This is a genomic window from Nocardioides gansuensis (genome assembly GCF_003076135.1).
Taxonomy (GTDB): domain Bacteria; phylum Actinomycetota; class Actinomycetes; order Propionibacteriales; family Nocardioidaceae; genus Nocardioides; species Nocardioides gansuensis.
In genome coordinates this window covers 568,595-593,997 of record NZ_QDGZ01000001.1, presented here as the reverse complement: position 1 = coordinate 593,997, position 25,403 = coordinate 568,595, and the positions used below count along the sequence as shown (strand labels likewise).

Sequence of the window (25,403 nt, the reverse complement as noted above, 5' to 3'; positions counted from 1 at the left end):
CGTCCTCACCCGAACTGCCGCGACAGCGTCGCGTGCCGGTTGACGTCCTTGTAGAGCAGGTAGCGGAACCGGCCCGGACCGCCGGCGTAGCAGGCCTGCGGGCAGAAGGCCCGCAGCCACATGAAGTCGCCCTCCTGCACCTCGACCCAGTCCTTGTTGAGGAGGTAGACGGCCTTGCCCTCCAGGACGTAGAGGCCGTGCTCCATCACGTGGGTCTCGGGGAACGGGATCGCGCCGCCGGGCTCGAAGCTGACGATGTTGACGTGCATGTCGTGGCGTACGTCGAGCGGGTCGACGAAGCGCTGCGTCGTCCAGGCGCCCTTGGTGCCGGGCATCTCCTGGCCGACCAACTCGGTCTCGTTGGTGACGAACGGCTCCGGCACGTCGATGCCGTCGACCCGCTCATAGGCCTTGCGGATCCAGTGGAAGACGGCCACCTCGGCGGTGGTGTTGCGCAGCGTCCAGTCGCACCCCGGGGGCAGGAAGGCATAGCCGCCCGGGCCCATCTCGTGGGCCTGTCCGGCGATCGTCACCGTGACCCCGCCCCCCACCACGAACAGCACGCCCTCCGCTCCCGCGTCGAGCTCGGGTCGCTCGCTGCCACCTCCCGGCTGCACCTCGACGATGTACTGCGAGAAGGTCTCGGCGAAGCCGGACAGCGGCCGGGCGATGACCCACAGCCGGGTCTGGTCCCAGAACGGCAGTGCGCTGGTGACGATGTCACGCATCGTGCCTCGCGGCAGCACGGCGTACGCCTCGGTGAAGACCGCCCGGTCGGTAGTGAGCTCCGTCTGGTCGGGGTGCCCACCAGTCGGCGCGTAGTAGCGGGGCGGGACGGTCATGACTCTCCTCTTCTGAGCAGCCGGCCTCGCGGCGGGGCCTGGAAGCCGGCGTCGACGTCGATGCGCTCCCCGCGCAGCCAGGTGCTGCGGACCACGCCGGCGAGCGGACGGCCGTGGTAGGGGGTGAGCGGGTTCTTGTGGCGCAGCTTGTCCTTGTCGACCACGAAGGCGTCGTCCGGGGCGAAGACGCAGAAGTCGGCGTCATAGCCGAGGTCGATGCGCCCCTTGCGCAACATGTCGGTCTGGGCGGCGGGTCCCTGGCACATCCAGCGGGCCACGTCGATGAGGGTGAAGCCGCGCGCGCGGGCGCCGGTCCACACGGCCGACAGGCCGAGCTGGAGCGAGGAGATGCCGCCCCAGGCCACCCCGAAGTCACCGATGTCCAGGCATTTGAGGTCGATCGTGGACGGCGAGTGGTCTGAGACGACGATGTCGATCACGCCCTCGCGCAGGCCCTCCCACAGCAGCTCGCGGTTGCCGCTCTCGCGGATGGGCGGACAGCACTTGTACTGCGTGGCACCGTCCGGGATCTCCTCGGCGGTGAACGTGAGGTAGTGCGGGCAGGTCTCCGCGGTGATGCGTACGCCGTCGCGGCGGGCGCTGGCGATCATCGGCAGCGCGTCGGAGCTCGACACGTGCAGGACGTGGACCCGGCACCCGGTCCACCGGGCGAGCTCGATGACCTGTGCGACGGCGAGGTTCTCCGCTCCCCGCGGCCGCGAGTGCAGGAAGTCGGTGTAGATGTCGCCGTGCGCGGTGGGCGCGCGCTCGATCGCGTGGGTGTCCTCGGCGTGCACGATCAGCAGCCCGTCGAACTCCCGGATGGCCCGCATCGCCTCCTCGAGCTGCTCGGGGTCGAGGTGGGGGAACTCGTCGACGCCGGAGTGCAGCAGGAAGCACTTGAAGCCGAACACGCCGCTGTCGAAGAGCGGCCGCAGCTGCGGCACGTTGCCGGGGATCGCGCCGCCCCAGAAGCCGACATCGACGTATGCCTGGTCGGCGGCGGTCTTGCGCTTGAGCTCGAGGGCCTCGACGTCGCAGGTGGGCGGGATGCTGTTGAGCGGCATGTCGACGATCGTGGTGACGCCGCCGGCGGCCGCTGCCCTGGTGGCGGTGGCGAAGCCCTCCCACTCGGTGCGGCCCGGGTCGTTGACGTGCACGTGAGAGTCCACGATGCCCGGCATGAGCACCTCGTCGTCGGCCAGCTCGACCACCTGGCGGGCGGTGAGGTCGGAGTCGTAGGGCTCGATGACCGCGATGGAGCCGTCCCGTACGCCGATCGTGCGGTCGACCTCTCCGCCGGTGCTCACCACCCGGCGGGCGCGGATCACCAGGTCGAGCTCGTCGCTCATCCGTGGGCTCCTTCCTGTCCGCTCGCGGTCGGCACCGTCTCGCCCTCGCCGGGCATCACCACGGTGCGGACACCGCGCCGGGCGATGGCGTAGTAGAGCGCGCCGGCGATCGCCACTCCGACGAACCACGAGAACGGAGCCCAGTCTGCCAGCGGCTTGTAGAGCGCCACCACCAGCGCGACGACCGCGGCCGGGGTGCCGGCGATGAGCGCCTTCGGGTTCCAGCCGTTGCTGTAGTAGTAGCGGCTGCGGGCGTCGGCGAGGTAGAGCTCCTCGACGACGACGTGCTGGCGGCGGACCAGGAAGTAGTCGACGAAGATCACGCCGAACAGCGGGCCGAGCAGGGCGCCGAGCCCACCGAGGAAGTAGTTGATCGCCACCGGGCTGCTGTAGAGATGCCAGGGGGTGATCAGCGCGGCGACCACGGCGCTGATCAGGCCGCCACGGCGGAAGTCGATCCACTTCGGTGCGACGTTGGCCAGGTCGTAGGAGGCGGAGACGAAGTTGGCGACCACGTTGATGCCGATGGTGGCGATCACGAAGGTGACGGCACCGATCACGGTCACCCACACGTTGTCGATCCGCTCGACGATGGCCACCGGGTCGGTGATCGCCTCGCCGAAGACCGAGATCGAGCCGGCCGTGCAGACGACGGTGACGACCGCGAACGCCAGGAAGTTGACCGGCAGGCCCCAGAAGTTGCCGCGGACGACGGTGCGGCGGTCGGGGGCAAAGCGGGAGAAGTCGCAGAAGTTGAGCAGCAGCGTCGAGAAGTAGGTGATCGTCAGCGCCATGGCGGCCAGGAACGCGTGGACGGCCGCGCCACCGCTCTTGGTGTCGGCACCCAGGTCGAGCGAGAAGTCGGAGCCCGCCTCGATGAGGATCCACCCCGCCAGCACGAACATGACGAGCCAGATGGCCGGTCCGGCCCAGTCCTGGAAGCGGCGCACGGTCTCCATGCCGCGCCGGATCACCAGCAGCTGGAGGACCCAGAGCACCGCGAACGCCACCCAGCCGAGGGGCGAGAGGCCGGCGAAGCCGCCGTCGGTGTGCTGCGCGAGCGACGGCCGGGCCGAGATCGCCAGCACCACGACCGCCTGCGAGGCGAGCCAGGTCTGGATGCCATACCACGCGATGGCGATCATCGCCCGGATCAGGGCGGCCAGGTTGGCCCCGTAGACACCGAAGGAGATGCGGGCGATCACCGGGAACGGCACGCCGGTCTTCTGGCCGGCGAAGCCGGTGAGGTTCATCAGGAAGAAGACGACCGTGATGCCCAGCACCAGGGCGATGAAGACCTGCCAGCCCACCAGGCCCAGGAAGAACAGGCCCGCGGCGAAGGCGTAGCCGCCGATGCTGTGCACGTCGGACATCCACATAGCGAAGAGGCTGTAGGTCCCCCAGGTGCGCTCCGTGGTGGGCGCCAGGTCCTCGTTCCAGAGGCGACTGCTCGGAGTGACGGTCATGCCGTGGTCACCCGTCTCGACGTCGTGGCTCATGCGCGGGACTCCATTCGTAGGTTCCGCGTTGCGGAAACTCATTTCTACTGGGAGGAAAAGTTACGCGGGTCACACCGCTTCGTCAACGGGTCCGCGCCCCTGACTCGTGAGGACCGGCGTCCGCTGCCGTCCCAGGCCGCTGACCTCGGCCTCGACGACGTCCCCCTCGCGGAGGAAGGGCTTCGGGTCGGGCCGCCCGGCGGCCACTCCCCCGGGCGTCCCGGTCAGCACCAGGTCGCCCGGCTCGAGGGTCATCAGGCAGCTGACGAACGCGAGCAGCTCCCCCACGCCGTAGGCCATCAGGGACGTGGAGCCCGACTGCCGCACGCAGCCGTTGACCGACAGCTCCAGCGACAGCGCCTGCGGGTCGCCGACCTCGTCCGCGGTGACCAGCCACGGCCCGATCGGGGTGAACGTGTCGGCGCACTTGCCCTTCGCCCACGTCGGGCCCTTGGCGAGCTGCGCGCGCTCGGTCAGGTCGTCGGCGGTGAGGTAGCCCCCGACCGCGTCGAGCGCGGCCGCCGGGTCGGTGCAGCCCTTCAGTCGCCGGCCGAGCACGACGCCGAGCTCCACCTCGTGGTCGCTGCTGGTGCTGCCGGGTGGCAGCTCGACGGGGTCGTAGGGCCCGCTCACGGTGGTCGACGGCTTGAGGAACACCACGGGCTCGTCGGGGATCGCCAGGCCGGCCTCGGCGGCGTGGTCCTTGTAGTTCAGCCCGATGCCGACGACCTTGCCGGGACGCGCGACCGGCGGGCCGATTCGTACGTTGCCACGCACGGCCGGCAGTCCTGGCAGCACCAGCTGCCGCAGGCCGGCCATCCGGACGGGGTCGGCGAGCAGGGCGCCGTCGATCTCGGGGACCACCCCCGACAGGTCGCGGAGGATCCCGTCGGCGTCCAGGGCGGCGGGCCGCTCCCGGCCCGGCGGACCGACGCGCAGCAGCCTCATCGCGCGGCCCGCCTCATGCGACCGGCAGGTGGTCGGCCGCGATCCGCACGCCCAGCTCTTCGAGCAGGGGGGCGCCGTGCGTGAGGCAGCGGCGTACGTCGGGCTCCAGGTCCGTGAGGGCGTACGCCGTGGCGATGCCGGCCGCACGCAGGCGCTCGGTGTCGAGGCGGTTGACCCCGCAGACGGCGACCACCGGGACGCCGGCCGCGCGGGCGGCGGACGCGACGCCGGCAGGGGCCTTGCCGTGCAGGGTCTGCGCATCCAGGGCGCCCTCGCCGGTGACGACGAGGTCGGCTCCGGCGAGGCGGTCGGCGAAGCCGACGAGCTCGAGGACCAGCTCGATGCCCGGGCGCAGCCGCGCTCCGAGCACCGCCATCGCCGCGAAGCCCACACCGCCGGCAGCGCCGGCGCCGGGCACGTCGCGCAGGTCGCGGCCGGTGGTGGTGGCGACGACGTCGGCCCAGTGGGTCAGCGCATCGTCCAGGTCGACGACCTGTCCGGCGCCGGCGCCCTTCTGCGGCCCGTAGACCGCGGCGGCGCCGTGCTCGCCCGTGAGCGGGTTGTCCACGTCGCAGGCCACGACCACGTCGACGCCTGCCATCCTGTCGCGCAGGACGGCCAGGTCGAGCGTCGCCACCTCGGCCAGTGCCCCGCCGCCCTCGGGCAGCTCGCGGCCTTCCGCGCTCAGGAGGCGTGCGCCGAGCCCGCGCAGCAGACCGGCCCCGCCGTCGGTGCTCGCGCTGCCGCCGATGCCGAGCACGATGGTCCGGCACCCGGCCTCGACGGCGGCGGCGACGAGCTCGCCCGCGCCCCGGCTCGACGCGGTCATCGGCGCCGGCCCGTCGGGCAGGCGGACCAGCCCCGACACGTCGGCGAGCTCGACCACGGCGACGTCGCCGCGCCGGGCATAGCCGCTGGGGACCGGCTCGCCCGTGGGCCCGCTGGCGGTCACCGGGACCGGCTCGAAGCCCGCGGCCAGCGCGGCGGCCAGCGTGCCGTCGCCCCCGTCGGCGACGGGGACCGAGTCCACGACAGCGTCGGGGCGGGCGCGTCGTACGCCGGCACCCACCGCCGCCGCGACGGCGGCGGCGGTGAGCGACCCCTTGAACTTGTCGGAGGCGATCAGCACGCGTGGCACGGCGTCTCGCTCAGTCGAGCATGGCGATGGCGGTCGGGGCGTCCTCGCCGCGCTCGGCGAGCTCCTCGAACTCCACGACGCCGTCGATCTCGACCCCCATGGAGACGTTGGTGACGCGCTCCATGATCACCTCGACGACCACCGGCACGCGGTATTCGGCGGTCAGGGCCTTGGCCTTCTCGAACGCGGACTGGAGATCCTGCGGATCGGTGACCCGGATCGCCTTGCAGCCCAGGCCCTCGGCGACCTTGACGTGGTCCACGCCGTAGTTGCCCAGCTCGGGGCTGTTGACGTTGTCGAAGGACAGCTGGACGCAGTAGTCCATGTCGAAGCCGCGCTGAGCCTGGCGGATCAGGCCCAGGTAGGAGTTGTTCACGACGACGTGGATGTAGGGGATGTTGAACTGGGCGCCCACCGCCAGCTCCTCGATGAGGAACTGGAAGTCGTAGTCGCCCGACAGTGCGACGACCTGGCCCTCGGGGTCGGCGGTGGCCACGCCGATCGCGGCGGGCAGGGTCCAGCCCAGCGGACCGGCCTGGCCGGCGTTGATCCAGTGCCGCGGCTTGTAGACGTGGAGCAGCTGCGCGGCCTGGATCTGTGACAGCCCGATGGTCGTGACGTAGCGGGTGTCCGGGCCGAAGGCCTTGTTCATCTCCTGGTAGACGCGCTGCGGCTTGATCGGCACGTTCTCGAAGCTGGTCTTCCGCTGCATCGTCCGCTTGCGCTGGCGGCACTCCTCGGCCCACGCCGCGCGGTCGGCCAGTCGGCCCTCGGCGGCCCACTCCCTGGCGACCTGGAGGAACATCTCGAGCGCCGCCTTCGCGTCGGACGGGATGGAGTAGTCCGCCGCCAAGACCCGGCCGATCTGGGTGGGGTCGATGTCGACGTGCACGAACGTGCGGCCCTCGGTGTAGGTCGCCACCGAGCCGGTGTGCCGGTTGGCCCACCGGTTGCCGATGCCCAGGACGAGGTCCGAGGCGAGCATCGTCGCGTTGCCGTAGCGGTGCGAGGTCTGCAGGCCGACCATGCCCGCCATCAGCGGGTGGTCGTCGGGGATCGTGCCCCAGCCCATCAGCGTCGGCACGACCGGCACGCCGGTGACCTCGGCCAGCTCGACCAGCAGGTCGGCGGCGTCGGCGTTGATGACGCCGCCGCCGGCGACGATCAGCGGGCGCTCGGCGTCGTTCAGCATGGCCAGCGCCTTCTCGGCCTGCGCCCGGGTGGCGGCCGGCCGCGAGACCGGCAGCGGCTCGTAGGTGTCGATGTCGAAGTCGATCTCCGCGAGCTGGACGTCCAGCGGCAGGTCGACCAGGACCGGACCCGGCCGGCCCTCGCGCATCAGCTGGAAGGCCCTCTGGAAGGTGCCCGGGACCTGGGCCGCCTCCATCACCGTGACCGCCCACTTCGAGACGGGCTTGGCGATGTCGGCGATGTTGATCGCCTGGAAGTCCTCCTTGTGCAGCTTGGCCGTGGGCGCCTGGCCGGTGATGCACAGGATCGGGATCGAGTCGGCGGACGCCGAGTAGAGCCCGGTGATCATGTCGGTGCCGGCCGGTCCCGAGGTGCCGACGCAGACGCCGATGTTGCCGGCCTTCGCCCGGGTGTAGCCCTCGGCCATGTGGGAGGCGGCCTCGACGTGCCGCGCGAGCACATGCTTGAGGCCGCCGTGCTTCTTCACCGCGCTGTAGAAGGGGTTGATCGCGGCGCCGGGCAGCCCGAACAGCTGCGTGGCACCCTCCTTCTCCAGGATCAGGACGGCGGCGTCGACCGCGCGCATGCGTGCCATGTCAGTTCTCCTTGTCGGATGTCGAGGGGCGGCCGCTGAGGCGCTCCACGCCGCGGAGCAGGCCGGAGTGGTCAAGCCCGCCGTCGCCGACCGCCTGGGCGGACGCCATCAGCTGGGCGACCAGCGAGCCGAGCGGGATCACGACGCCGGCCTCGCGGGCGGCGGCGGTCACGATGCCCAGGTCCTTGTGGTGCAGCTCGATGCGGAAGCCGGGCTCGAAGGAGCGGGCCAGCATGTTCTCCTTCTTCTGGTCCAGCACCTTGGAGCCGGCCAGGCCACCACCGAGCACCTCGAGCGCGGCCTTGGTGTCCACGCCGTACGCCTCGAGGAAGACGACGGCCTCGGCGAGGGCCTGGATGTTGGCGGCGACGATGAGCTGGTTGGCCGCCTTGACGGTCTGCCCCGAGCCGCTCGGGCCGACGTGGACGACGGTCTTGCCGACCGCGTCGAAGACGGGCCTGGCCGCCTGGAAGTCGTCGCCCTCGCCGCCGACCATGATCGACAGCGCGGCGTTCTTCGCGCCCGCCTCGCCGCCGGAGACCGGGGCGTCGAGGTAGCGGAAGCCCTTGTCGCGCGCCTGGCTGGCCAGATCGGCGGTCACGTCGGGGCGGATGCTGGAGAAGTCGATGACCAGGGCACCGGGCTGGGCGTGGGCGAACACGCCGTCCTCGCCGGTGAGCACGTCGACGACGTCCGGGGAGTCGGGGACCATCACGCAGACGACGTCGGCATCCTTGACGGCGTCGGCGACCGAGTCCGCCGCGCGGCCGCCGGCCTCGACGAGGGGGCCGGTCTTGTCCGGGGTGCGGTTGTAGCCGGCGACGGCGTGGCCGGCGTTGGCCAGGTGGACGGCCATCGGGCTGCCCATGATGCCCAGTCCGATGAAGGCGATGTCGGTCATTGGGGGGTCCTTTCGGAGGTGGTCGTGGGATCAGGCGGAGCGGCGCTCGCGGGGCAGCCAGTCGAAGCTGTCGGCGGAGGCGCCGGTGGGCTTGTACTCGAGGCCGACCCACCCGGCGTACCCGCGGGCCTCGAGGTCGGCGAGCTGCCGCTCGAGCGGCAGCTCGCCGGTGCCGGGCTCGTTGCGGCCGGGGTGGTCGGCGATCTGCACGTGGGCGATCCGGCCGGCGTGGTCGGCGATCACCTTGTCGACGTCGTCGCCGTTGACGGCGAGGTGGTAGAGATCGGCCAGCAGGCCGAGGTTGTCGACGCCGGACTCGAACTGGACCCGGTCGATGACCGCCAGGGCGTCGGCGGCGGTGAGCAGCGGGTAGCGCGGGGCGCCGCTGACCGGCTCGAGCAGCACGGTGCCGCCGATGCGGGCCGCGGCGCGCGCCGCGGTCGTCAGGCTCTCGACTGCCAGCTCGTCCTGCTGCTCGGGGGTGGCGTCGTCGACGCGGTTGCCGTAGAGGGCGTTGAAGGCCCGGCAGCCCAGCTGCTCGCCGATGCCGACGGTGACGTCGACGTTGTCTCGGAACTCCGCCGCGCGGGCCGGCCAGGAGACCGCGCCGCGGTCGCCGGCCGGCATGTCGCCGGCGAAGAAGTTGAGGCCGACGAGCTGGACGCCGGCGTCCTGGACCGCGGTGACGAACGCGTCGACGTCGCGGTCGCCGGGCACCGCCTCGGCGAACGGCCACCAGAACTCGATGGCGTCGAAGCCGGCCGCCTTCACCGCAGTCGGGCGCTCCAGGAGCGGCAGCTCCGTGAACAGGATCGAGCAGTTGACCTCGTGGCGGAGCGAGTGGCTCATCGGGGCCTCCCTCAGGATTTCGTATTGCGGAATTTCTCTTCTGGATCTTGGAAGTACGGTAATGGCGTGGTCCGGCCTCGTCAAGGGCCGGACCACGCCGGGACACTCAGTCGAGCAGCGGCTCGACCTCCGGCCGAGACACGCCGGCCAGGGCAGCCGGGGTCGCGGGCGCCTGGCCCCGGGTCACGAACGCGTAGGCCACCGCACCCAGGGCGGCGCCGATGAACCAGCCGAACGGCGCGACGTCCTTGAAGACCGGCACCAGGGCCAGCGTCAGCGCGATCACGGCCGACGGCAGGAAGGCGATCACCGCCTGCGGGTTCACGCCGTTCTTGTAGTAGTACGCCGAGCGCGGGGTCGGGTCGTAGAGATCGGGCAGGCTGAACCGGCCCTTGCGGAACAGGAAGTAGTCCACGGCCATGATCCCGAAGAAGGGACCGAGGAGCGCACCGAGGCCGCCGAGGAAGTACGCGATGATCTCGGGGCTGTTGTAGAGGTTCCACGGCATGGAGAGCAGCGCCGCGAAGGACGTGATGATGCCGCCCTTCTTGAAGCTGATCCGCTTGGGGTTGACGTTGGAGATGTCGTAGGCCGCGGAGACGAAGTTGGCGACGATGTTCACGCCGATGGTCGCGAGCACGAAGACCCCGGTGCCGACGAGGACCACGAAGTCGTTCTCGAACTTCTCCAGGAGGACGGCCGGGTCGAGCACGGCCTCGCCGTACACCTTGACCGAGGCAGCCGAGACGATCACCGAGGTGAGCGCGAAGGCGGTCCAGTTGAACGGCAGGCCCCACGCGTTGCCCCTGACCACGGCACCGCGCGACGGCGAGTAGCGGGCGAAGTCGGAGAAGTTGAGCATCAGGGTGGCGAGCACGCCGACAGTGAGGCCGACGGCCGCGAACGTCTGGTACCAGCTCTCGCCGGTGCTCAGCCTGTCGCCGCCACCGCCCTCGGTCCACGAGATGCTCCAGCCCGCCTGCCACAGCATCCACACCGCGAGCACGATCATGACCGCCCAGATGCCCGGTCCGGCCCAGCCCTGGAAGTGGCGGACCGCCTCCATGCCCTTGGCGACGACGGCCATCTGCACCGCCCAGAGCAGCAGGAACGCGAGCCAGCCGAGCAGGTCCATGCCGAGGAACGACTGGTCGGCGAGCGACTCGGTGCTGGGGATGAAGCGAAGGAGCAGCACCTTCAGGGCGATCGAGGCCAGGAAGGTCTGGATGCCGTACCAGGCGATCGCGACCGTGCCGCGCACCAGGGCGGGGAAGTTGGCCCCCCAGATGCCCCAGGCCAGCCGGCTCACGACGGGGTACGGCGTCCCGGTGTCGTGCCCCATGAAGCCGGACATGCAGCAGCCGCCGAAGATGATCAGCGCGCCGCCGAGGATGCCGAGCGTGACCTGGATCGGGCTGAGGCCGAGCAGGAAGAGTCCGGCGGCGAAGCTGTAGTTGCCGGCGTTGTGGGCGTCGTTCATCCACAGCGAGAAGAGGCTGAAGGTGTTCCACTGCCGCTCGTGCGGCTGCGCGGGCTTCAGGTCGTCGTTGTAGAGCCGGCCATCGGGGTCCTGCGATGAGAGCGCCAGCTGGTCGATCGGTTGGTGGTTCATCGGGGGTTCTCCAGGGTGAGTGAAGGGGAGGGGGTCAGAGCGGCCAGCCGGTGATCCGCTTGGGGCGCGGTGGCGCGTAGGTGCGGACCTTGCTGGTGGACAGGCCCAGGCCGACGAGGCTCTCGGCGAGGGTGACCGCGGCGGCGACGCCGTCGACGACCGGTACGCCGGTGGCGCGGCGTACGGCCTCGTCGAGACCGGCCATCCCGCCGCACCCGAGCACGACCACCTCGGCGTGGTCTTCGGTCACGGCGCGCTCGGCCTCGTCGACGATCGCCTTGACGGCGCGGTCGGGGTCGTCCTCGAGCTCGAGGACGGACAGCCCGCTGGAGCGCACGGAGGCGCAGCGACGGTCGAGGCCGGCCAGCAGCAGCCGGTCCTCGATGAGGGGCACGGCGCGGTCCAGGGTGGTGACCACGGAGTACCGGTGACCGAGCAGCGACGCCACATGGCCGGCCGCCTCGGTGATGTCGACGACCGGCACCTCGAGCAGCTCCTGGAGCCCCTCGCGGCCGTGCTCGCCGAAGCCGGCCTGCACGACGGCGTCGTACTGGCCGTCGTACTGGACGACCTCGTTCATCACGGCCAGCGCCGCGAAGTAGCTCTCGAAGTTGCCCTCGCACGACTCCGGGCCCACCCGCGGGGTGAGCCCGACGATCTCCGTGCCGGGCCGGGCGGCCGCCCGCGCGGAGCGGACGATGCCCTCGGTCATCGAGGCGGTGGTGTTGACGTTGACGACGAGGATCTTCACGGCGTGTCTCCGGTCGCTAGTGCTTTCGTATTGCGGAAATTCTTTTCCGCATGGCAGCGAGTGTGAGCCGCAGCACAACCGGCCGTCAAGGCCCCTACACTCTTTGGAGTCGCTCCAGACAGCTCCTGTCCCGGTCGGCGTTGTACCTTCCTCCAGAAGGAGGCCGCCCATGCTGCTGCGTGAGCTCCTCGAGGCGCCGCGGCTGGGGCTGCGCGTGCTGCACGAGGCGCCGGGCTCGCTGGAGCGGCCGGTGGGCCGCGTGGTCACCACCGACCTGCTCGAGCCGGGGCGCTACCTCACCGGGGGCGAGCTGGTGCTGACCGGGCTGGTCTGGCGCCGGAGCGCCGACGACAGCGAGGCGTTCGTGGCGTCGGTCGCGGGGCGCGGCGTCACCACGGTGCTGGCGGGCGACGCGCTGCTCGGGACGGTCCCCGACGACCTGCTCGAGGCGTGCCGACGGCACGGGGTGACGCTGGTCGAGGTGCCGACCGAGGTCGCCTTCGCCGACATCGCGGAGTACGTCGCGGCGCGCGGCGTCGCCGCGACGGGGGCGAGGGTCAGCCTGGCCCGTCAGCGCCAGCTGCTCTCCGCGCTGGCCGACGGGCGCAGCCTCGACGAGCTGGCGGCCCGGGTCTCCGCGGAGGTGGGGCACGACTGCCGGGTGCTCACCACCACCGGCCGCCACGTCGTGCCCGGTCCCCACGAGCTCGACGACCCGACCGTCGACCTCCTCGTCAGGCGGTTCCTGACCGCCGACCGGCTGCCCGCGGGCGTCGACGCGGCGGGCACGGCGTACACCGTCTTCCCCATCGGCTCCGGCCTGGGCAACCGGCTCACCGGCTGGCTGCTGGCCGCCGACGGCGACCACGCCGAGTGGCCCCGCGACCACGTCGAGGCGGTGCAGGAGCTCTGCGCGATCGCGGCGCTGGACCGGTCGCGCCGCGACGAGGGACTCCGCGCCGTGCGGCCACTCGCCGCCGACACGGTGGGGCTCATCGAGGCCGGAGCACCGCACGCCGACGTCGCGGGAAGGCTCCGCCAGGCCGGCCTCGACCCGACGCAGCCCGTGGTCGTGGTCGTCGCCGAGCTGGTCGGCGACGGCCCCCTGGAGACGGGGCAGGCGCTGGTCGAGGACGTCGCCCTGACGGTCGGCTCGCCGGTCGTGGCACCGGACCGCGACGGCCGGCTGGTCGGGATCCTGCCCGCCACAGCGGGACTGGCGGCCCGGCTGCACGCGGCTTTCGGTCGGCTGGCGCCCGGCACCGGCCGCGGGCGACTCTCGGTCGGCGCGAGCGGCGAGGCCCCCACCGACAACCTGGCCGGCGCCCTGGAGGAGGCCCGCTTCGCGCACCGCGTCGCCCACGCCGGGCGCGCGCCCGTGTCGGTCGTGGGCTCCGACGAGGTGACCTCGCACGTGCTGCTGCTCGCGGCCGTGCCCGACGACGTACGCCGCACCTATGCACACCGGGTGCTCGGCCCGGTCCTCGAGCATGACGAGCGCACCGGCGCCGACCTCGTGCCGACCCTGGACACCTTCCTGGCCTGCTCCGGCTCCTGGTCGCGCACCGCCGAGGCGCTGCACCTGCACGTCAACACGGTCCGCTACCGCATCGAGCGGGTGCAGCAGCTGACCGGCCGGGACCTGTCCCGGCTGGAGGACCGGGTCGACGTCTTCCTCGCGCTCAAGTCCCGTTGACGCGGACTTGTTGGCAGATCGCACAAACCGGACCACCTCGACAGGGTGTGGATTCGGAGGTTCGTCGGGTGCCCCTCCACGCCCGCAGCGGCGGAGCATGTGCTGTGGGTCACAGGCAACTGGTGGCCCCTGACGCCCCGAGGAGTCCTCCCGATGAAGACACGCCTGAAGACACACCCGAGCACCCCCGTCCACCCCGTCGACGAGATCCTGCCCGCGAGCAAGCTCGCCGTGTACGGCTTCCAGCACGTGCTGGCGTTCTACGCCGGGGCGGTCATCGTCCCGATCCTGCTGGCAAACGCCATCGGGCTGAGCACCGAGCAGCTGATCCACCTCATCAACGCCGACCTGTTCACCTGCGGCATCGCCTCGATCATCCAGTCGGTCGGCTTCTGGAAGGTGGGCGTGCGGCTGCCCCTGCTCCAGGGCGTCACCTTCACCGCGGTCTCGCCCATGATCGCGATCGGCATGGCCGCCGGCGGGGGCACAGACGGCCTGCTGGTGATCTACGGCGCGGTGATCGTGGCCGGACTGGCGACCTTCCTGATCGCGCCGTTCTTCAGCCGGCTGATCCGGTTCTTCCCGCCGGTGGTCACCGGCTCGGTGATCACGATCATCGGCCTCGCGCTGCTCCCGGTCGCCGCGGCCGACGCCACCGGCGGCGCCGGTCCGACGTCGGACCCGACGAGCGGCCGCAACCTTGCCTACGCGCTCGGCACCCTGGCGCTGATCGTCGTCATCCAGCGCGTCTTCAAGGGGTTCATGGCGACCGTGGCGGTCCTGATCGGCCTGGTCGTGGGCACCGTGGTGGCCTGGGCCTTCGGCGACGCGCACTTCGGCGCCGTCGAGCAGTCGGCCTGGCTCGGGGTGACCACGCCGTTCCACTTCGGCTGGCCGCAGTTCTCCTTCGCCGCCATCGTCTCGATGATCGTGGTCATGCTGATCACCGCGGTGGAGACCACCGGTGACGTGTTCGCGACCGGCGAGATCGTCGAGAAGCGGGTCGGCCGCGAGGACATCGCCCGGGCCCTGCGCGCCGACGGCCTGGCCACCAGCCTCGGCGGCGTGCTCAACTCCTTCCCCTACACCTGCTTCGCCGAGAACGTCGGCCTCGTCCGGCTGACCCGGGTGAAGAGCCGCTGGGTCGTCGCCAGCGCGGGCCTGATCATGATGCTGATCGGCCTGGTCCCGAAGGCCGGCGCCGTGGTGGCGGGGATCCCGCACCCGGTGCTGGGCGGAGCCGCCCTCGCGATGTTCGCCACGGTCGCGGTCGTCGGCTTCCAGACCCTCGGCAAGGTCGACTTCCACGACCACCGCAACGTCGTGATCGTCGCCTCCAGCGTCGGGCTCGCCATGTATGTCACCGCGCAGCCCCAGGTGGCGCAGGCCGTGCCCAGCTGGGCGGAGATCATCTTCGGCAGCGGCATCACCCTGGGCAGCCTGACCGCGATCGTGCTGAACATCGTCTTCCACCACATCGGCAAGGACTTCGGACCGGCCGTCGCCGGCTTCCCGGGCGACAGCGTCCGGCTGGACCAGGTCAACAAGATGAGCCGCGACCAGTTCGTCGAGACGTTCGCCGGACTGTTCCAGGGCCCCCGCTGGATGGTGGAGCGGGCCTGGGCGGAGCGGCCGTTCGCCGACACCCACGCCCTGCGCCGCGCGTTCCAGCAGGCCCTGTTCTCCGGCTCAACCGACGAGCAGCGCCAACTGATCGAGTCCTACCCGGAGCTGGGGTCCCGGCTGGTCGCCGACGGGCTCACCGGAGAGGCCTCGCTGCGCGACCAGTCCTCCCGCGGGCTGACCCACCTGGCCGAGCCGGACCAGGACGAGCTGGCCGCGCTGACCGAGGCCTACCGCGAGCGGTTCGGCTTCCCCCTCGTCATCTCGGTGCGCGACTCGGACTCACTCGACCGGATCCTCGCCGAGGGCCGCGAGCGGTTGGACAATTGTGAGACGCAGGAGCACGCCGCCGCCCTGATCGAGATCGCGAAGATCGCGGGTCACCGGTTCGACGACTACCTCCGCGAGGCCAACCCCATCCACAGTGCCCGCACCCCCTGGAGCAGCAAGCGATGAGCACACCGAGGATCACAGTCAACGGCGACGAGGTGCCGCTCACCGGCATCGCCGCCCACACCACGACGCTGGACTGGCTGCGTGATCGTGGCCTGACCGGGGCCAAGGAGGGCTGCGCCGAGGGCGAGTGCGGGGCCTGCTCGGTGCTGGTCGCCCGCCCAGGGATCGACACAGCGACGGAGTGGACTGCGGTCAACGCCTGCCTCGTCCCGGTCGCCGCGCTCGACGGCCAGGAGGTGGTCACCGCCGAGGGGCTGGGCCGCAGCACCGACCTCCACCCGGTGCAGCAGGAGCTGGCCGTCCGGGGTGGCTCGCAGTGCGGCTACTGCACGCCCGGCTTCGTGTGCAGCATGGCCGCGGAGTACTACCGGCCCGGCCGGGGCTCGACCGGCTCGGGCAACGGCGGTGGGAGCACCGACCACGAGCACGGGCCGAACGGCTTCGACCTGCACGCCCTGAGCGGCAACCTGTGCCGGTGCACGGGCTACCGGCCGATCCGCGACGCGGCGTACGCGCTCGGCCTGCCCGCCGACGACGACGGCCTCGCGGCGCGGCGTACGTCTCCCCCACCGGCTCCCGCCACCACCCGCGTGGTGGCCGACGGCGCCGAGTTCGTGCGGCCCGCCGACCTTGCGGAGGCGCTCGGGCTGCTCGCCGGCCATCCGGAGGCGGAGGTCGTCGCCGGCGCCACCGACTACGGCGTGGAGGTGAACCTGCGCGGCGCGCGGGCGCCGTACGTCGTGGCGGTCGACCGGCTGCCGGAGCTGCGGGAGTTCGAGGTCGGCGACGACGCGGTGCACCTCGGCGCGGCGCTCACCCTGACCGAGATCGAGCGGCTGCTGGCCGGGCGGGTGCCGCTGCTGGACGAGCTGTTCCCGCAATTCGCCTCCCGGCTGATCCGCAACGGCGCCACCCTGGGCGGCAACCTCGGCACCGCCTCCCCCATCGGGGACGCCCCGCCGGCGCTGCTGGCGCTCGACGCGGAGGTCGTGCTGACGTCGCAGCGGGGCGACCGGCGCGTGGCGCTGGCGGACTACTTCACCGGGTACCGCACCACCGTGAGGCTGCCCGACGAGCTCATCCGGGCCGTGCGCATCCCGCTGCCGCAAGCCCGGCTGACCGCGTTCCACAAGATCGCCAAACGCCGGTTCGACGACATCTCCAGCGTCGCGGTCGGCTACGCGCTCGACGTCGTGGACGGCGTGGTCGCCCGCGCCAGCCTCGGCCTGGGCGGCGTGGCCGCCACCCCGCTGCGCGCGCTGGCCACCGAGGAGGCGCTGGTCGGCCGGCCCTGGACCGAGCCGACGGTGCGCGAGGCGGCCGCCGTGCTGGCCACCGAGGGGACGCCGATGAGCGACCACCGGGCCAGCGCGTCCTACCGCTCGGCGATGCTCGGCCAGTCGCTGCTGCGGCTGCATGCCCGGACCGCACGCGAAGAGGCGATCGCATGAGCACGCTGTCCGAACGCCCGCAGCACGCGGTGGTCGGCCTGCCGCTGCCGCACGAGAGCGCCGCCCTGCACGTGACCGGCGAGGCGCTCTACACCGACGACCTGGTGGCGCGCACGCGCGACGTGCTGCACGCCTGGCCGGTCCAGGCACCGCACGCGCACGCGCGCGTGACGGTGCTGCGCGTCGCGCCGGCGTACGACGTGCCCGGGGTCGTGCGGGTGCTGACCGCCGACGACGTGCCCGGCGTCAACGACGCCGGGGTCAAGCACGACGAGCCGCTCTTCCCCAGCGAGGTGATGTTCCACGGCCACGCCGTCTGCTGGGTGCTGGGCGAGACGCAGGAGGCCGCCCGGCTCGGCGCGGCCGCGGTCGAGGTCGACTACGAGCCGCTTCCGGCCCTTGTCACGGTGCGCGAGGCGATCGAGGCCGGCAGCTTCCAGGGCGCCCAGCGGCACCTGGCGCGTGGTGACGCAGACGCCGCGCTGGCGAGCGCCGCGCACGTCTTCGAGGGCGAGCTCGAGTTCGCCGGGCAGGAGCACTTCTACCTCGAGACGCACGCCTCGCTCGCCCTGGTTGACGAGGCGGGGCAGGTCTTCGTGCAGAGCAGCACCCAGCACCCGTCGGAGACCCAGGAGATCGTGGCCCACGTGCTCGGCCTCGCGAGCCACGAGGTCACCGTGCAGTGCCTGCGCATGGGCGGCGGGTTCGGCGGCAAGGAGATGCAGCCGCACGGGTACGCCGCGATCGCGGCGCTGGGCGCGCGGCTCACCGGCCGGCCGGTGAGGCTGCGGCTCAACCGCACCCAGGACATCACCATGTCCGGCAAGCGCCACGGCTTCCACGCCAGGTGGCGCGCCGGCTTCGACGCAGACGGCCACATCGTCGCGCTGGACGCGACCCTCACCTCCGACGGCGGCTGGAGCCTGGACCTGTCCGAGCCGGTGATGGCCCGCGCGATGTGCCACATCGACAACGCCTACTGGATCCCCGACATCCGCGTCGACGGGCGGATCGCGAAGACCAACAAGACCTCGCAGACCGCCTTCCGCGGCTTCGGCGGGCCCCAGGGGATGATGGTGATCGAGGACATCCTCGGCCGGTGCGCGCCCATGCTCGGCGTCGACCCGCTGGAGCTGAGGCGGCGCAACTTCTACCGCTCCGACCACACCACGCCGTACGGCCAGCCGGTGCGCCATGCCGAGCGGCTCGAGGCCTGCTGGAGCCAGGTGCTGGCGACCGGTGACGTCGAGCGGCGCCGCACGGAGATCGCCCGGTTCAACGCCGCCCACCCGCACGTGAAGCGGGGGCTGGCGATGACGCCGGTGAAGTTCGGCATCTCGTTCAACCTCACCGCCTTCAACCAGGCCGGCGCGCTCGTGCACGTTTACAAGGACGGCTCGGTGCTGATCAACCACGGCGGCACCGAGATGGGCCAGGGCCTGCACACGAAGATGATCCAGGTGGCGGCCACGACGCTGGGCGTGCCGATGTCGCGCGTGCGCCTGGCGCCGACCCGCACCGACAAGGTGCCCAACACCTCGGCCACCGCTGCCAGCTCGGGTGCCGACCTCAACGGCGCCGCGATCAAGAACGCCTGTGAGCAGATCCTCGAGCGGCTCGCCCGGGTTGCCGCCGGGCGGCTCGGGGTGAGCGTGCCCGACGTGCGGTTCGTCGACGGCGCGGTGCGCGGGCTGTCGGCCAGGGACGAGCGACTGTCGTGGGAGGAGGTCGTCCACGACGCCTACATGCAGCGGGTGCAGCTGTGGGCTGCCGGCTTCTACCGGACCGAGGGCCTGCACTGGGACTCGGAGGCGATGTATGGCGAGCCGTTCAAGTACTTCGCGTACGGCGTCGCTGCCGCCGAGGTCGAGGTCGACGGCTTCACCGGCGCCTACACGCTGCGCCGGGTCGACATCGTGCACGACGTCGGCGACAGCCTCAGCCCCCTCGTCGACATCGGCCAGATCGAGGGCGGCTTCGTGCAGGGCGCCGGGTGGCTCACCCTCGAGGACCTGCGCTGGGACGAGAGCGACGGCCCGCACCGTGGCCGCCTGGCGACCCAGTCGGCGAGCACCTACAAGCTGCCCAGCTTCTCGGAGATGCCCGAGGTCTTCCACGTCACGCTGCTGGAGAAGGCCCACGAGGACGGCGCGGTCTACGGCTCGAAGGCCGTCGGCGAGCCGCCGCTGATGCTCGCGTTCTCGGTGCGCGAGGCGCTGCGCCAGGCGGCCGCGGCGTTCGGCCCGGCAGGCACCAGCGTCCAGCTCGCCTCCCCCGCCACGCCGGAGGCGGTCTACTGGGCGCTCGACCGGGCACGGGCCGGGCACGCTGCTGCCCGGGTCGACGTCGACGGCGTCCCGGCCGACCGCGAGGCGCCCGTGCCCGCCGTACAGGGACGGGGGTGACGACGTGGAGTGGATGAAGGCGATCCGGTCGCTGCGCGAGCAGCGGCAGCCGGGCGTCCTGGTCACCGTGGCCTCGGTCCGCGGCCACTCGCCGCGCGAGGCGGGCGCCAAGATGGTGGTCTCCGCGGACCGCACGTGGGCGACCGTGGGCGGCGGCAACCTCGAGGCGGTCGCGATCGAGAGGGCGCGGGCGATGCTCGCCGACGGCGCGACCTCGCCCGAGACCCTCGAGGTGGCGCTGTCGGACAAGGCGACCTACCAGCACGGCGTCCAGTGCTGCGGCGGCGAGGTGACCCTGCTCCTGGAGCCCCTGCCGGTGGTGCCGTCCGTCGCGATCTTCGGCGTCGGCCACGTCGGGCTGGAGCTGGCCCGGATCCTGGCGCGCCACGACCTCGAGCTGCACCTGGTCGACTCCCGGCCGGAGCAGCTGGTCGACGAGCGGCTGGCGGTGCTGGATGACGCGGCGGCCGAGGTGCACGTGCACCGCGTGCCGGTGCTGCCCGAGCTCGTGCTCGGCGAGCTGCCGCCCGGCACGCACGTGCTGGTGATGACCCACGACCACGCCGAGGACGCCGCCCTGTGCGACGCCGCGCTGCGCAGCGGCCGGCCCGCGACGATCGGGCTGATCGGGTCGGCGGCGAAGTGGGCGCGCTTCCAGCGCAAGCTCGCCGACGAGGGCCACTCCCCCGAGGCGATCGCCAGGATCACCACGCCGATCGGCCTGCCCGGCATGACGGGCAAGGAGCCGGCCACCATCGCGGTGAGCGTGGCCGCCTGGCTGCTGCAGGTCTTCGCGGCCGAGCACGCCTCCCATCCCGAGGTGACCGCATGACCATCTTCCGCGGCACCTTCCTGGACACGCCGGAGGACCCCTTCACCGGAGGCACGCTCCGTGCCGACGTCGACGCCGGGCTGCTGGTCGAGGACGGCGTGATCCGCGAGCGAGCGCCCTACGCCGAGCTCCGGCGCCGCCACCCGGCCGAGGAGGTCGTCGACCTCACCGGCGGCGTGGTGCTCCCCGGGTTCGTCGACACGCACGTGCACTTCCCGCAGGTGCGCGTGATCGGCGGCCTCGGGATGCCGCTGCTGGACTGGCTGGAGCGGTGCGCGCTGCCCGAGGAGGCCAGGATGGCGGACCTCGGCTACGCCACGGGGGTCGCCGCCGACTTCGTGCGCGGGCTCGCCTCCGCCGGCACGACCAGCGCCCTGGTCTTCGGAGCGCACTACGCCCCGGCGGTCGACGCGTTGTTCACCGAGGCGGCCCGGGTCGGCGTGCGCGTGACCAGCGGACTGGTGGTGAGCGACCGGCTGCTGCGGCCCGAGCTGCTGACCGGCCCCGCCCAGGCCTACGACGACTCGATCGCACTGGCCAAGCGCTGGCACGGCGTCGGGCGCAGCCGGTACGCCGTGATCCCGAGGTTCGCGCTGTCGTGCACCGACGGGCTGCTCGCGTCGTGTGCGGCCGTGCTCGCCGAGGTGCCGGACGCCCTGGCCACCTCGCACGTGAACGAGAACCCGCGCGAGATCGCGACCGTGGCCGAGCTCTGCGACGGCCGCAGCTATGTCGAGACCTACTGGGCCAGCGGCCTGCTCGGCCCGCGCACGGTGCTCGCTCACAACGTGCACCCGACCGACGCCGAGCTCGCCCTGCTCGCGGACGCCGGCTCCGCGGTCGCGCACTGCCCGACGAGCAACGCGGCGCTGGGCAGCGGCCTCTTCCCGCTCGCCCGCCACCTGTCGTACGGCGTGCGGGTGGCGCTCGGCTCCGACGTCGGCGCGGGCACCGGCTTCTCGCTGCTGAAGGAGGGCCTGCAGGCCTACTTCGCCCAGCAGCTGCTCGGTCCCGACGGCCATCCGCTCTCCCCCGCGCACCTGCTGCACCTGGCGACCAGTGCCGGTGCCGCAGCGCTCGACCTGCCGGATGTCGGCGACTTGTCCGTGGGGCAGAGCTTTGATGCCCAGTGGCTGCGGCCTGCGCCTGGGTCGCCGCTGGACGTCGGGCTCGCGCATACTGCTGATGGGGAGGAAGCGCTGGCCCGGGTGTTTGCACTCGGGACGGCAGCCGATGTGCGGGCGGTGTGGGTGAGCGGGGAGCAGGTGGATCTCGCTCCTCCGCGACCGGGGGATCTGGAGGTCGTCGCGGGCTGAGAGCCCGGATGCGGACAACTGGCCCCGGCAGCCGGTGTGGCTGTCGGGGCCAGTCCCCCGGTCGCTCCGGCTACTTGAGCAGGAAGTCCGCCGAGATGCTCGAGCGGTCCGCGGTGGTCATGGTGACCCGGTAGCAGGAGTTCTTGCCCGACGACGGAGTGGCCCAGTTCTGGATCCACTGGCCGGCGGTGGCGTCGTAACGCAGGCTGGTCTGGCCGGTGGTGCTGAACTCCTCGACCGCGTCCGGGATCGCGGCACCGTTGCAGGTGACCTTCCTGGCCGAGAAGACCGCGCCGATGGCGGACGTCGTGAGCGGGGTGCCGCCCTTGTAGACGTTGAACTTCAGCGGCACTGTCGACCCGGCCTTGACGGTGTTCACCACGCTGGTGCCCATCGTGACCGGCTTGTAGAAGCCGTCCAGGGTCCAGGCCCGAACCGTGTAGCCGGCCGACGCGGAGCCGGCGTTGCCCGCGTTGTCGGAGGCGGAGCCGGTGAACGCGTGGCTCCCCACCTCGGCGCCGCCGCCGGTGACGGTGCAGCCGGCCGGGGACACACCCGAGGTGGCGTCGGAGGCGGTGCAGGTCGGCGTGGGGATCGGGTCCCCGAAGTCGTACGCCGCGCCCGACACCGGCCCACCGATGAGCGTGACCTCCGGGCCCGTCGCGTCCCGCTTGACGGTCACGGTGTCGGACGACTCGAGTCCGGCCGCGTCCTTCGCGGTGCAGGTGTAGGTGACGCCCACCGTGTCCTGGTCGCGGGTCACGTCGTCGCACCCGCTGGTCGAGGACAAGCCGGACGTCGCGTCGGAGACGGTCCAGTCCACGAGCACGTCGCCGGTGTACCAGCCGTCCGCGCCCTGGGCGCCGGACACGGCCCTGGTGATGACCGGCCGGGTGGCGTCCCGCTTGACGGTCACGCTGTCGCTGGCCTTGTTGCCCGCCTCGTCGGTGACGGTGCAGGTGTAGGTGATACCCGTGGTGTCCTCCCTGCGGATCACCTCGTCGCACCCGTCGGTCGCGGCCACGCCGGACAGCTCGTCGGAGACCGTCCAACGGACCGAGACGTCTCCGACGTACCAGCCGTCCACGCCTTCAGGGCCGGCGACCTGGCGCCCGACAATCGGGGCCACGGTGTCCCGCTTCAGCGTGACGCTGTCGCTGGCCTGGTTGCCGGCCTTGTCCCGCGCCGCGCAGGTGTAGGTGGTTGAGGAGGTGTCATCATCGAGGACGACGTCGTTACAGCCGGTGGTGGTGGCCAGGTCGGACGTGGCGTCCGAGACGGTCCAGTCGACCGAGACATCACCGGTGTACCAGCCGTTCGCGCCCTCGGTGCCAGACACCGTCAGGGTGATGAGCGGCTTCGTGGCGTCCCGCTTGAGGGTGGTCGACACGGTGGTGAGGTTGCCGGCATTGTCGCTCACGGTGCACGTGTAGGTGCGGCCGGCAGTGTCCTCGTTCAGCGTGGCCTCGTCGCAGCCGTTCGTCGTGTCCACTCCGGAGCCGTGCTCGGCGACCTCCCAGCGGAGAAGCACGTCGCCGACGTACCAGCCGTCGTCGCCGACCAGGCCGGTGACGACCGGGGTGACCTTGGGTGCCGTCGCGTCCCGCTTCACCCGCACCGTCACGGTCGCCGGGTTGCCGGCCCGGTCGGTCGCCGAACAGATGTAGTCGGTGCCCGCGGTGTCGGCGTTGACCAGCACGTCGGTGCAGCCGCTCGTGCCGGCCAGGCCGGACATGGCATCGGAGACGGTCCAGTCGATGCCGACGTCGCCGGTGTACCAGCCGTTGCTGCCCTCCGTGCCGGAGACCACCTTCGCGATGGCCGGCTCGGTGGCGTCCCGCTTCACGGTGACGCTGTCGGAGGCGGTGTTGCCGGCCTCGTCGGTCACCGCGCAGGTGAACTCCATGCCTGCGGTGTCCTCGGACACGGTGCCGCCGTCGCAGGCCTGCCAGGTCACGACGCCCGAGCTGACGTCGTCGTAGCTGAAGGTCACGGTCGCGTCCCCGGTGTGCCAGCCGTTGTCTCCCCGCGGGCCGGCCACGTCGTGGGTGACGGTCGGGTCGGTGCCGTCCTTGCGGACGACCGCGGTGGCCGAGCCCACGTTGCCGGCCGCGTCCATGGCTGTGCAGGTGAAGGCTGCCCCGTCGGCATCGGTGTCGTCGGTCACCGTCCGCGCCTGGCACCCGTCGGTCGCCACGCCTCCGGAGGTGTCGTCGGAGACCTGCCAGGCCAGCGCCGCCGGGCCGATGAACCAGCCGTTCTGCCCTGGCTCGCCGGTGCGGGTGAAGGTGATGTCGGGTGCGGTGGCGTCCCGCTTGATCGTCACGGTGTCGGAGGCCTCGTTGCCGGCGCGGTCGACGGCCGCGCAGGTGAAGCTGTCGCCGGGGGTGTCCACCGAGACGGTGACCGGGGCGCAGCCGGTGGTGGTCGCCACGTCGGAGGTGAAGTCCTCCACGCTCCAGCCGATCTGGACGTCGCTGGTGTACCAGCCGTTGCTGCCCACGGTTCCACTCACGGTGCGCTCGATCGCGGGCTGGGTGGCATCGCGCTTGACGGTGACCGACTGCGTGGTCCGGTGGCCGGCCACGTCGCTCACGGTGCAGGTGTAGGTCCGGGCGAGCGCGTCCGTCTCCAGGGTCGCGGGGTCACAGCCGACCGACGAGCCGACGCCGGAGCCGTCCTCGCTGATGGCCCAGGTGACGTCGACGTCGCCGACGTACCAGCCGTCCTCGCCCAGCTCGCCGGTGACGAGCGGGGACACGGTGGGAGCGGTCGCGTCCCGCTTCAGGGTGACCTGCACCGGGCCGGTGGTGCCGCCGGCGCTGGTTGCCGTGCAGGAGTAGACGCGGGTGCCGTCGGTGGACAGCGTGCTGTCGGCGCAGCCGGTGGTGGTTGCGCTCGACTCGGCGTCGGAGACGGTCCAGTCGATCGCGACGTCGCCGGTGTACCACCCGTCGCTGCCGGTGGGCGCGGACGAGTCGAGGGTGTAGCTCACCTGCGGTGGGGTGGTGTCCACCGGCGCGCACCTCACGACGTTCCAGTTCACCGCGACCCTGACGGTGCGGGTGTTCGTGCCACCGGTTGCGGAGGCGCCGGTCGCGGAGTAGGTGACCGATCCGGTGGACCCGGCGCCCAGGGGCGCAGTGGCGGCGACGGCCAGGCCGATCGTGGCGTCGCCTGCGTCGACCGAGGTGTTGTTGCCGGACGTGGTCCAGGTGCTGCCGAGCGTCTTCGTCAGGCTGCCCAGGGAGACCGTGCCCCGGCCGGTGGCGATCGACCCCGACGCCGGAATGACCGTGACCTCCGCCCCGTCGGCCCAGGTGTTGTTGTTGGTGCCGCCGGTGCGGACCAGGTTGAACCCGAGGGTCCGGGAGGCCGAGGCACCGGCGCAGACGTCGCCCAGATTGACCTGGGTGACCCCGGGGACGACCGCGTCGCCTTCGTCGGTGGTCACGTTGTCGGCGAATGCGGGCAGCGCGGACGCGGCCAGCACGAGCGTGGCCGCGGCCAGGGTCACCGTACGACGAAGCGGTGTGCGCATGAGGTCTCCCCAGGGATCTGACGTACCGGCAATGACCCGGCACAACATGGCGAGCTCCCGAGGACCCACTGCACAGTCGCAGCCGTGCCGCTCCGCGCGTAGCAAAACGCCCAGAACGATCCGTTCGACTCCGATCGGGTGGTCTGGATGAGCCATCCACACTGCCCATTCGGGCACTTGACGGACAGCGGTGACGGACCGAATGGGGTAGTCGTGGCCGAGGCCACCTTCTCCCGCGCCTCGCTCGAGCTGGTCGGCTCGCACCGGGCAGTGACCTACGACGCCGTGGCGAGCGACCTGTGAGATGAGAGACCCGCGGCTGGCCGACCAGGTGACCCGCTGCGTGCCTTCGTCGCGTGACTCCCGACGCTGACCACCGCAAGCCGCTCGGCCTCGCCTCGAGGA

The 25,403-nt window shown here is 71.9% G+C and carries 17 protein-coding genes; 6 read left to right on the top strand and 11 right to left on the bottom strand.

Annotation, left to right across the window (positions count from 1 at the left end):
• Positions 1–5 precede the first annotated feature (5 nt).
• The 10 genes from DDE18_RS02815 to DDE18_RS02770 all read right to left on the bottom strand — a co-directional run bounded on the left by DDE18_RS02815 (position 6) and on the right by DDE18_RS02770 (position 11,678).
• Positions 6–842 (bottom strand): bifunctional allantoicase/(S)-ureidoglycine aminohydrolase, encoded by an 837-nt coding sequence (locus tag DDE18_RS02815; RefSeq protein WP_116570685.1) that lies wholly within the window; start codon positions 840–842, stop codon positions 6–8.
• The gene (gene allB / locus DDE18_RS02810) at positions 839–2,194 is read right to left on the bottom strand and encodes an allantoinase AllB (RefSeq protein WP_116570684.1); all 1,356 of its coding nucleotides are present in this window, start codon (positions 2,192–2,194) and stop codon (positions 839–841) included. Before allB ends, DDE18_RS02815 begins: the two co-directional genes overlap by 4 nt.
• Entirely contained in the window at positions 2,191–3,693 is a 1,503-nt protein-coding gene (locus DDE18_RS02805; protein ID WP_116570683.1) for an NCS1 family nucleobase:cation symporter-1, read from the bottom strand. The genes allB and DDE18_RS02805 overlap by 4 nt, the downstream gene beginning before the upstream one ends.
• 69 nt (positions 3,694–3,762) lie before the next feature.
• Entirely contained in the window at positions 3,763–4,641 is an 879-nt protein-coding gene (locus DDE18_RS02800; RefSeq protein ID WP_116570682.1) for a fumarylacetoacetate hydrolase family protein, read from the bottom strand.
• 13 nt (positions 4,642–4,654) lie between these two features.
• Positions 4,655–5,779: a glycerate kinase gene (locus tag DDE18_RS02795; RefSeq protein ID WP_116570681.1), complete on the bottom strand. Its 1,125-nt coding sequence runs from the start codon at positions 5,777–5,779 to the stop codon at positions 4,655–4,657.
• Between the two features lie 10 nt (positions 5,780–5,789).
• Positions 5,790–7,565, bottom strand: coding sequence for a glyoxylate carboligase (gene gcl, locus DDE18_RS02790; protein ID WP_116570680.1), 1,776 nt, complete (start codon positions 7,563–7,565; stop codon positions 5,790–5,792).
• Position 7,566: 1 nt separating this feature from the next.
• On the bottom strand, positions 7,567–8,466 hold the full coding sequence (locus tag DDE18_RS02785) for a 2-hydroxy-3-oxopropionate reductase (RefSeq protein WP_116570679.1): 900 nt from the start codon (positions 8,464–8,466) through the stop codon (positions 7,567–7,569).
• 30 nt (positions 8,467–8,496) lie between these two features.
• The gene (locus DDE18_RS02780) at positions 8,497–9,315 is read right to left on the bottom strand and encodes a hydroxypyruvate isomerase family protein (RefSeq protein WP_116570678.1); all 819 of its coding nucleotides are present in this window, start codon (positions 9,313–9,315) and stop codon (positions 8,497–8,499) included.
• A gap of 106 nt (positions 9,316–9,421) precedes the next feature.
• Positions 9,422–10,927: an NCS1 family nucleobase:cation symporter-1 gene (locus tag DDE18_RS02775; protein WP_116570677.1), complete on the bottom strand. Its 1,506-nt coding sequence runs from the start codon at positions 10,925–10,927 to the stop codon at positions 9,422–9,424.
• Positions 10,928–10,961: 34 nt separating this feature from the next.
• On the bottom strand, positions 10,962–11,678 hold the full coding sequence (locus DDE18_RS02770) for an aspartate/glutamate racemase family protein (RefSeq protein WP_116570676.1): 717 nt from the start codon (positions 11,676–11,678) through the stop codon (positions 10,962–10,964).
• A gap of 169 nt (positions 11,679–11,847) precedes the next feature.
• Between DDE18_RS02770 and DDE18_RS02765 the strand changes: the two genes are divergently transcribed.
• The 6 genes from DDE18_RS02765 (at position 11,848) to DDE18_RS02740 (ending at position 21,457) form a co-directional block, all read left to right on the top strand.
• Positions 11,848–13,374 carry a PucR family transcriptional regulator gene (locus DDE18_RS02765; RefSeq protein ID WP_165820994.1) on the top strand — a complete coding sequence of 509 codons (1,527 nt, stop codon included), beginning with the start codon at positions 11,848–11,850 and terminating at the stop codon, positions 13,372–13,374.
• Between the two features lie 153 nt (positions 13,375–13,527).
• Entirely contained in the window at positions 13,528–15,453 is a 1,926-nt protein-coding gene (uraD, locus tag DDE18_RS02760; RefSeq protein ID WP_116570674.1) for a 2-oxo-4-hydroxy-4-carboxy-5-ureidoimidazoline decarboxylase, read from the top strand.
• A complete protein-coding gene (locus DDE18_RS02755) occupies positions 15,450–16,904 on the top strand; it encodes a xanthine dehydrogenase small subunit (RefSeq protein ID WP_116570673.1) in 1,455 nt (484 codons plus the stop codon). Before uraD ends, DDE18_RS02755 begins: the two co-directional genes overlap by 4 nt.
• Complete coding sequence (gene xdhB / locus DDE18_RS02750; protein ID WP_116570672.1) at positions 16,901–19,309, top strand: xanthine dehydrogenase molybdopterin binding subunit; 2,409 nt, start codon at positions 16,901–16,903, stop codon at positions 19,307–19,309. The genes DDE18_RS02755 and xdhB overlap by 4 nt, the downstream gene beginning before the upstream one ends.
• Before the next feature lie 13 nt (positions 19,310–19,322).
• Positions 19,323–20,141, top strand: a complete 819-nt coding sequence (xdhC, locus tag DDE18_RS02745) for a xanthine dehydrogenase accessory protein XdhC (RefSeq protein ID WP_165820993.1) — start codon at positions 19,323–19,325, stop codon at positions 20,139–20,141.
• Complete coding sequence (locus DDE18_RS02740) at positions 20,138–21,457, top strand: guanine deaminase (RefSeq protein WP_116570670.1); 1,320 nt, start codon at positions 20,138–20,140, stop codon at positions 21,455–21,457. The genes xdhC and DDE18_RS02740 overlap by 4 nt, the downstream gene beginning before the upstream one ends.
• A 70-nt stretch (positions 21,458–21,527) precedes the next feature.
• On the opposite strand, the gene DDE18_RS02735 is transcribed toward DDE18_RS02740, so the two are convergent.
• Positions 21,528–24,998: a PxKF domain-containing protein gene (locus DDE18_RS02735; RefSeq protein WP_133241135.1), complete on the bottom strand. Its 3,471-nt coding sequence runs from the start codon at positions 24,996–24,998 to the stop codon at positions 21,528–21,530.
• Positions 24,999–25,403 lie beyond the last annotated feature (405 nt).

What these genes read in the sequence shown, in the direction of transcription:
- DDE18_RS02780 (WP_116570678.1), bottom strand. Translation starts at nt 9,315, where the DNA reads ATGAGCCACTCGCTCCGCCACGAGGTCAACTGCTCGATCCTGTTCACG.
- DDE18_RS02755 (WP_116570673.1), top strand. Translation starts at nt 15,450, where the DNA reads ATGAGCACACCGAGGATCACAGTCAACGGCGACGAGGTGCCGCTCACC.
- DDE18_RS02805 (WP_116570683.1), bottom strand. Translation starts at nt 3,693, where the DNA reads ATGAGCCACGACGTCGAGACGGGTGACCACGGCATGACCGTCACTCCG.
- DDE18_RS02735 (WP_133241135.1), bottom strand. Translation starts at nt 24,998, where the DNA reads ATGCGCACACCGCTTCGTCGTACGGTGACCCTGGCCGCGGCCACGCTC.
- xdhB (WP_116570672.1), top strand. Translation starts at nt 16,901, where the DNA reads ATGAGCACGCTGTCCGAACGCCCGCAGCACGCGGTGGTCGGCCTGCCG.
- DDE18_RS02815 (WP_116570685.1), bottom strand. Translation starts at nt 842, where the DNA reads ATGACCGTCCCGCCCCGCTACTACGCGCCGACTGGTGGGCACCCCGAC.
- DDE18_RS02775 (WP_116570677.1), bottom strand. Translation starts at nt 10,927, where the DNA reads ATGAACCACCAACCGATCGACCAGCTGGCGCTCTCATCGCAGGACCCC.
- xdhC (WP_165820993.1), top strand. Translation starts at nt 19,323, where the DNA reads ATGAAGGCGATCCGGTCGCTGCGCGAGCAGCGGCAGCCGGGCGTCCTG.
- DDE18_RS02800 (WP_116570682.1), bottom strand. Translation starts at nt 4,641, where the DNA reads ATGAGGCTGCTGCGCGTCGGTCCGCCGGGCCGGGAGCGGCCCGCCGCC.
- DDE18_RS02740 (WP_116570670.1), top strand. Translation starts at nt 20,138, where the DNA reads ATGACCATCTTCCGCGGCACCTTCCTGGACACGCCGGAGGACCCCTTC.
- uraD (WP_116570674.1), top strand. Translation starts at nt 13,528, where the DNA reads ATGAAGACACGCCTGAAGACACACCCGAGCACCCCCGTCCACCCCGTC.
- DDE18_RS02785 (WP_116570679.1), bottom strand. Translation starts at nt 8,466, where the DNA reads ATGACCGACATCGCCTTCATCGGACTGGGCATCATGGGCAGCCCGATG.
- allB (WP_116570684.1), bottom strand. Translation starts at nt 2,194, where the DNA reads ATGAGCGACGAGCTCGACCTGGTGATCCGCGCCCGCCGGGTGGTGAGC.
- DDE18_RS02765 (WP_165820994.1), top strand. Translation starts at nt 11,848, where the DNA reads ATGCTGCTGCGTGAGCTCCTCGAGGCGCCGCGGCTGGGGCTGCGCGTG.
- gcl (WP_116570680.1), bottom strand. Translation starts at nt 7,565, where the DNA reads ATGGCACGCATGCGCGCGGTCGACGCCGCCGTCCTGATCCTGGAGAAG.